Raw genomic sequence first — 5,433 nt, 5'->3', positions numbered from 1 at the left:
ACCCCGGTCAGGAACCGGACATGAAACCGCCCCCGACCGGCACCCCCAATGCCGGGAGGGGGCGGTTTCATGTCCGGTTCCTGACCGGGGTCAGCGCGCGAACTCGGCGAGCGTCCAGGCTGTGTGCGCTCTGCGCGACGAGGAGCTGGGCCCGTGGGAGTCAGGGCTTCGGTACGTGGCGGGCGAGGAAGTCCCGTATCAGGGACGCGATTTCGGGGGCGTGGGTCTCCAGGGCGAAGTGGCCCGTGGGGAGCAGGTGGATCTCCGCTTCCGGGAGGTCCTGGCGGAACGCCTCCGCGCCTGCCGGGATGAACACCTCGTCGTGGGCGCCCCAGGTGGCGAGCAGGGGGATCTGCGAGGTGCGGAAGTACTCCTGGAAGGCCGGGTAGAGCTCGAAGTTGGAGCCGTAGTCCGCGATCAGGTCCAGCTGGATCTCGCGCTGGCCCTCGCGGGACATCAGTGCCGCGTCGTGGTGCCAGGCGTCCGGGTCGAGGAGCGGGGCGTACTGCGGCGGGACCCCGTTCGTGTACTGCCACTTGATGCCGTCCAGCGTGCTGATCCGGCTCACCGCGGCCTCCGTTTCCGGGGTGCGGTCCGCTATCAGGGCGCGTACCGGCGCCCAGGCGTCCTGGCCCAGGCCTTCGGTGTACGCGTTGCCGTTCTGCGTGATGATCGCCGTGATGCGCTCGGGGTGGGCGAGCGCCAGGCGCAGGCCTATGGGGGCGCCGTAGTCCTGGATGTAGAGAGCGAAGTGCGTGAGGTCCAGGTGGGTGGTGAAGTCGGCGGTGAGCGCGGCCAGTTCCGCGAAGGTGTACGGGAAATCCTTCGCCGACGGGGTCGCCGAGTGGCCGAAGCCCAGGTGGTCGGGGGCTATGACGCGGTAGCGGTCGGCCAGGCGCGGGATGAGGTCGCGGAACATGTACGAGCTGGTCGGGAAGCCGTGCAGGAGGAGGAGTACCGGGGCGTCCGCCGGGCCGGCCTCGCGGTAGAAGATCTCGTGGCCGTTGATCGTCACCGTGCGGTGGTGGATCCGCTGTTCGCTCATGCAGTGAGTGGACCATGTGGTCTTCTAACCTGTCAATGGACTTTTAAAGGTTAGAGGTGGCGAGTTGTAGGTTGGGTGCGATGGATGACTCCCCGCTGCCGTGGGACGCGGCCGCCCCGCTCGTGCGTGCCGCGCAGCGCGGTGACGCCCTGGCCATGGACGACCTGTTGGAGCTGGTGACGCCCTACGTCCGGCGGCTGTGTGCGCCCATCGCCCCGCGCGACACCGCCGATGCCGTCCAGGAGGCGCTGATCGCGGTCTTCCGGGGGCTGAAAGGTGTGCGCGATCCGGTGGCGTTCTACGGGTGGGTGCGGGCCGTGAGTGTGCGGGAGGCCGTTCGCGTGGCCCGGCGGAGCGCGGGGGAGGTCGCCGTGGGAGACGAGGAAGTCGTGCGGCTGCGGGAGCTGTTGGGGGAGGTCCGGGGTGGTGAACTGGGGTTGGAAGTACGGGACTTGCTGGGGCGGATGTCCGTACAGCACCGTGCCGTCCTCGTGCTCCGCGAGATCGAGGGGCTCGACGAGCGGGCCACCGCAGAGGTTCTCGGAGTGCCGGAGGGAACCGTGAAGTCCCGGTTGCACCGGGCTCGTTCGGCCTTCAGGAAGGCGTGGGTGCGATGAGCGGCGTGGATTCGGTCGACCGGCTGCGGATCGTGGCCGCCGGACTGCGCGCACCCCTGTACGCGGAGGCTCATATCGAGCTCCCGTACGCACAGGTGTGGGCCGTCGTCGCGGATCTGGAGGGGGAGCTCCCTCATCTTCTGTCGTTCGTACGGGAGTTCCGCGTGGCGTCCGGCGACAGCGCGCGCAAAGCCGCCGTCGCCGTGGACGCTGTCGGGCTGCGCGGGGACTTCGACGTGCGCCTCTCTCCCGGCTGGTGCCTGATGCAGTCGCGGCTGGTGACCATGGGCATGGCGGCCGTGGAGGAGGGCGACGGGACGCGGTTCGCGGTGTGCGGGGCGCTCAGGCCCGCCGCCCTCGGGCCCGTACAGCGCGCCTACCGGCGGGTGCTCGGGGCGCGCCGGGCCCGGGCCTTCCTCAGCGAGGTGGAGCGGCGGGCCGCCCTGCGGTGAGCCTGCGCAGGGCGGCCGCGACCACGGCGGGGTGTTCCTCCGGGAGGTGGCCGCCCGCCCCGGCGACGATCTCGACCGTCAAGTCGTCTGCGTCCGGGGCGCCTTCGAGGAGCGACGGGGGAATCACCGGGTCGAGTTCGCCGCCCAGGAGCAGGGTGGGGACGGTCAGGCGCCGGCGGCGGTGCGTGCCGCGGAATCCGGCGGGGATGTCGCGGATGACGTACTGCCAGAAGAGGGACTGGCCCGCGTGGGCCGACGTCCGGGTCGCTTCGGCGAATTCCTGGAGGTCCGACGGCTGCCAGGTCGTCGCCGGGTCGGGTGCCGCGCGGCGCAGCAGGTAGCTGGTGAAGGACGGGCAGTGGCGCAGGACCAGGCGGCCGGCCACGGGGTACTCGATGAGCGCCGTGAACCACATCCGCCAGAGGTTGGGCAGGACGCGGCGGTGCTCCGTCCAGGGGTGCGTCATGTTCAGGGCGAGGTATGAGGTGATCCGGCCGGGGGCCTGTTGGCAGAGCCGGAAACCCACGCCCGCGCCCCAGTTGTGCGCGATCAGCGCGGTGCGCTCCAGCCCGAGCGCGTCGAGGAGGGCGAGGACGTCGGCGGCCAGGCTGTCGGTGTCGTAACCGCGCCTCGGCTGCTCCGACCAGCCGAAACCGCGCAGGTCCACGCAGATCAGCCGGTGGTCGCCGGAGAGGAGCGGGATCAGCTTGCGCCAGGCGTACCAGTGCTGGGGGAAGCCGTGGAGGAGTACGACAGGGGTCCCGGTGACCGGGCCGAACTCGGCCGTGTGCAGGCGGACGTCGCCCGACCGGACCCAGCTGTGTCTGGCGCCGTCGAGGTGGGGCATCGGACGTTCGCTGACGGGTGGCATGGGGTTCCCTTCGCCGGACGGACGGTGTTCTCGGACCGTCAGGAGTCGCGCCGCCCGGCGAAGGTTCCCCCGGATTCCGGATCTAGGGTGGACGCATGATCACAGTGCATCTGAAGTACGAGATCGATCCCGACCGGATCGAGGACTTCGAGGAGTACGGCCGCCGGTGGGTCGGTCTCGTCAACCGGTTCGGCGGCACGCACCACGGCTACTTCCTGCCGAGCGAGGGCGACAGCGACATCGCCTACGCCCTGTTCTCGTTCCCGAGCCTCGCGCTCTACGAGCAGTACCGCACCGACTCCATGTCCGACCCCGAGTGCCAGGAGGCCTTCGAGCTGGCGAAGCGGACGCAGTGCATCAGGCGGTACGAGCGGAGGTTCCTGCGGCCCCTTGAGTGAGATCCAGTGAGATCCCGGGGCACGGGTGCGCGGGCTAGCAGTCCGTGCGGCCCGCGTACCAGCGGCACGCGACCGCCGCGAAGCCCCCGTTCGCCACCACGTCCACCGACAGCGTCGCACCGCCGCGCACCACGTGCGGTGTGCGGACCAGGCCGGCCGGGGTGTCCGTCACCGTCTCCACCAGCCAGGTGCCGTGGCCGATGGTCAGAGGTACGGCCGCCGTGCGGGCCGCGCCCGCGTACGTACCGCCGATGAACCAGCGGCTCCCCGAGCGGCGTGCCTCGACCGCGCTCTCGCCGGGCGCGCCGGCCAGCAGCCTCGTCTCGTCCCAGGCGTTCGGGAGCTGCTCCAGGAAGGTGCGGGCGACGGGGCGGGCGTCGTACGACCCGGGCTTGCCGGAGAGGTTCTGGATGCCCGATTCGTAGAGGACTGTCAGACCCAACTCGCCTGCGTCCGAACCTGCGTTGGGGCGGTCCGGCTTGTGGAACGCGCCCGGCGTGAAGTCCATCGAGCCCAGCACATTGCGGGTGAAGGGCAGTGTGGCGAGGTGCTGCGGGGTGTTCGTCTTCTTCTCCTCGCCGTTGACCCCTTCAAAGGACATCACCTGCGGCCAGGTGCGCTGCAGGCCCTTGGGGATCGTCGAGCCGTGGAAGTTGACCAGCAGGTGGTGGGCGGCGGTGGCGGCGAGGATCTGGTCGTACCACTGGAAGGTGGCCTGGGACTCGGAGTCCATGAAGTCGATCTTGACGCCCTTCACGCCCCACTTCTCCAGGGTCGGGAGCCACTGCTCGCGCTCCTCGGGGGTGTCGAGATCGCGGTGGTGGATCCAGACGTGGATGCCGACTCCGCGCTCGCGGCCGTAGCGTACGAGCTCGGGAATCCAGCTGTTCTGCTGCCAGTCGGGGTCGGTGACGTCCCACTGTGCCGGGTCGAAGTACCAGCCGGCGTCGACGACCGTGTACGGCCAGTGGCGGGCGGCCGCGTAGTCGACGTACCCCTTCTGCATCTCCAGGCTCTGGCCCGCCGCGCGCCCGCCGGCCAGCCAGGTCCACAGCGCCTTGCCCGGCTTGATCCAGGAGGTGTCGCGGACGCGTGACGCGGGGGCGAGGTCGTCGGTGAAGGTGGACTGGGTGACGGTGGCGAGGTCGCCGGTGATCACCGCGCGCCAGGGGGTGGTGAGGGTGCCCGTTCCGGAGGTCTGGATCGGGGTGCCGTCCCAGAGCTTGATGCCGTACGTCGGGGAGCCCGCGGTGTGCGTGAGGTGCGCGGCGGCGTACGAGCCCGAGAGGTCGGATTCCGCGATCAGGGCGTAGTCGGCGCCGTCGCCGCTGCCCGTCCTGAACAGGCCCTGCATCATGTACTCGCCCGTGGGGGCCGCGGTCGCCCCGTAGCCGTTGAAGAGGTTCTCGTTGTCCTTGCGGTACGCACCGAGCCAGGCGGCCGCGTCGCCGGGCAGTGTGAAGGCGGAGGTCTCGCCGAGGACGTTTCCGCTGGTCGCGGGGAGGGTGTAGCGGTAGGCGACGCCGTCTCGGGAGACGCGGACGGTGAGGTCGAGGCGGGCTCCTGTCGCGGTGGAGCGGAAGCGGAAGCGGGCCTCGTGCATCCGGACGGAGCGGGTGCGGTCCTTGCCCGCGGCGGTCGTGTAGTGCTCGTTGATCTCGCGGTCGGTGCGACCGGTGAGGGTCAGGCCGGTGGAGAGATCGGCCCGCTCGGTGACGATGCCGAGCGGCGAGGGTTCGAGGACGGTGCGGCCCTGGCGGGTCACGGCGAGGGTGGGGGTGCCCGTCGCGGGGTCGAGGCCCACCTCGGCGCGGGGTGTGCCCGGGCCGCTGACCGTCCGGCCAGTCTCTCGTGGGTGTGCGTCGGCTCGCGCGGTGACGGATGTGAGCAGGGTGGCGGCGAGTGCCGCGCAGAGGATGAGGGTGAGGAGGCGGATCCGGTGCAGTAGCGCCACAAAGGGCTCCCAGGCTCGACTGGATCGATTCGTCCGATGACTGGGAGAATGGAGGGGAGTTGAGGGGCCGTCAAGACCCAGTGCGGCAGATAGGTC

Annotated in this window: 6 protein-coding genes; 3 read left to right on the top strand and 3 right to left on the bottom strand. The window is 70.5% G+C overall.

Annotated features, from left to right (window positions below):
• Positions 1-160: 160 nt before the first annotated feature.
• The gene (locus tag J0695_RS36665; RefSeq protein WP_206969087.1) at positions 161-1,045 is read right to left on the bottom strand and encodes an alpha/beta fold hydrolase; all 885 of its coding nucleotides are present in this window, start codon (positions 1,043-1,045) and stop codon (positions 161-163) included.
• A gap of 80 nt (positions 1,046-1,125) precedes the next feature.
• Here J0695_RS36665 and J0695_RS36660 point away from each other — a divergent pair, with 80 nt between their 5' ends.
• Together J0695_RS36660 and J0695_RS36655 are read left to right on the top strand one after the other, a co-directional pair.
• On the top strand, positions 1,126-1,662 hold the full coding sequence (locus J0695_RS36660) for an RNA polymerase sigma factor (RefSeq protein ID WP_206969086.1): 537 nt from the start codon (positions 1,126-1,128) through the stop codon (positions 1,660-1,662).
• Positions 1,659-2,114, top strand: coding sequence for a hypothetical protein (locus tag J0695_RS36655; protein WP_206969085.1), 456 nt, complete (start codon positions 1,659-1,661; stop codon positions 2,112-2,114). The genes J0695_RS36660 and J0695_RS36655 overlap by 4 nt, the downstream gene beginning before the upstream one ends.
• Here J0695_RS36655 and J0695_RS36650 read toward each other — a convergent pair.
• Positions 2,080-2,985 (bottom strand): alpha/beta fold hydrolase, encoded by a 906-nt coding sequence (locus J0695_RS36650; RefSeq protein WP_206969084.1) that lies wholly within the window; start codon positions 2,983-2,985, stop codon positions 2,080-2,082. The genes J0695_RS36655 and J0695_RS36650 overlap by 35 nt on opposite strands.
• Positions 2,986-3,080: 95 nt before the next feature.
• Between J0695_RS36650 and J0695_RS36645 the strand changes: the two genes are divergently transcribed.
• The gene (locus tag J0695_RS36645; RefSeq protein WP_206969083.1) at positions 3,081-3,383 is read left to right on the top strand and encodes an NIPSNAP family protein; all 303 of its coding nucleotides are present in this window, start codon (positions 3,081-3,083) and stop codon (positions 3,381-3,383) included.
• Between the two features lie 34 nt (positions 3,384-3,417).
• Here J0695_RS36645 and J0695_RS36640 read toward each other — a convergent pair whose 3' ends face one another.
• A complete protein-coding gene (locus J0695_RS36640; RefSeq protein WP_307798877.1) occupies positions 3,418-5,337 on the bottom strand; it encodes a glycoside hydrolase family 97 protein in 1,920 nt (639 codons plus the stop codon).
• Positions 5,338-5,433 lie beyond the last annotated feature (96 nt).

Source organism: Streptomyces beijiangensis (genome assembly GCF_017315755.1).
GTDB classification, from domain to species: domain Bacteria; phylum Actinomycetota; class Actinomycetes; order Streptomycetales; family Streptomycetaceae; genus Streptomyces; species Streptomyces beijiangensis.
This window is presented reverse-complemented; position numbering and strand designations above follow the sequence as displayed.

What these genes read in the sequence shown, in the direction of transcription:
- J0695_RS36665 (WP_206969087.1), bottom strand. Translation starts at nt 1,045, where the DNA reads ATGAGCGAACAGCGGATCCACCACCGCACGGTGACGATCAACGGCCAC.
- J0695_RS36660 (WP_206969086.1), top strand. Translation starts at nt 1,126, where the DNA reads ATGGATGACTCCCCGCTGCCGTGGGACGCGGCCGCCCCGCTCGTGCGT.
- J0695_RS36655 (WP_206969085.1), top strand. Translation starts at nt 1,659, where the DNA reads ATGAGCGGCGTGGATTCGGTCGACCGGCTGCGGATCGTGGCCGCCGGA.
- J0695_RS36650 (WP_206969084.1), bottom strand. Translation starts at nt 2,985, where the DNA reads ATGCCACCCGTCAGCGAACGTCCGATGCCCCACCTCGACGGCGCCAGA.
- J0695_RS36645 (WP_206969083.1), top strand. Translation starts at nt 3,081, where the DNA reads ATGATCACAGTGCATCTGAAGTACGAGATCGATCCCGACCGGATCGAG.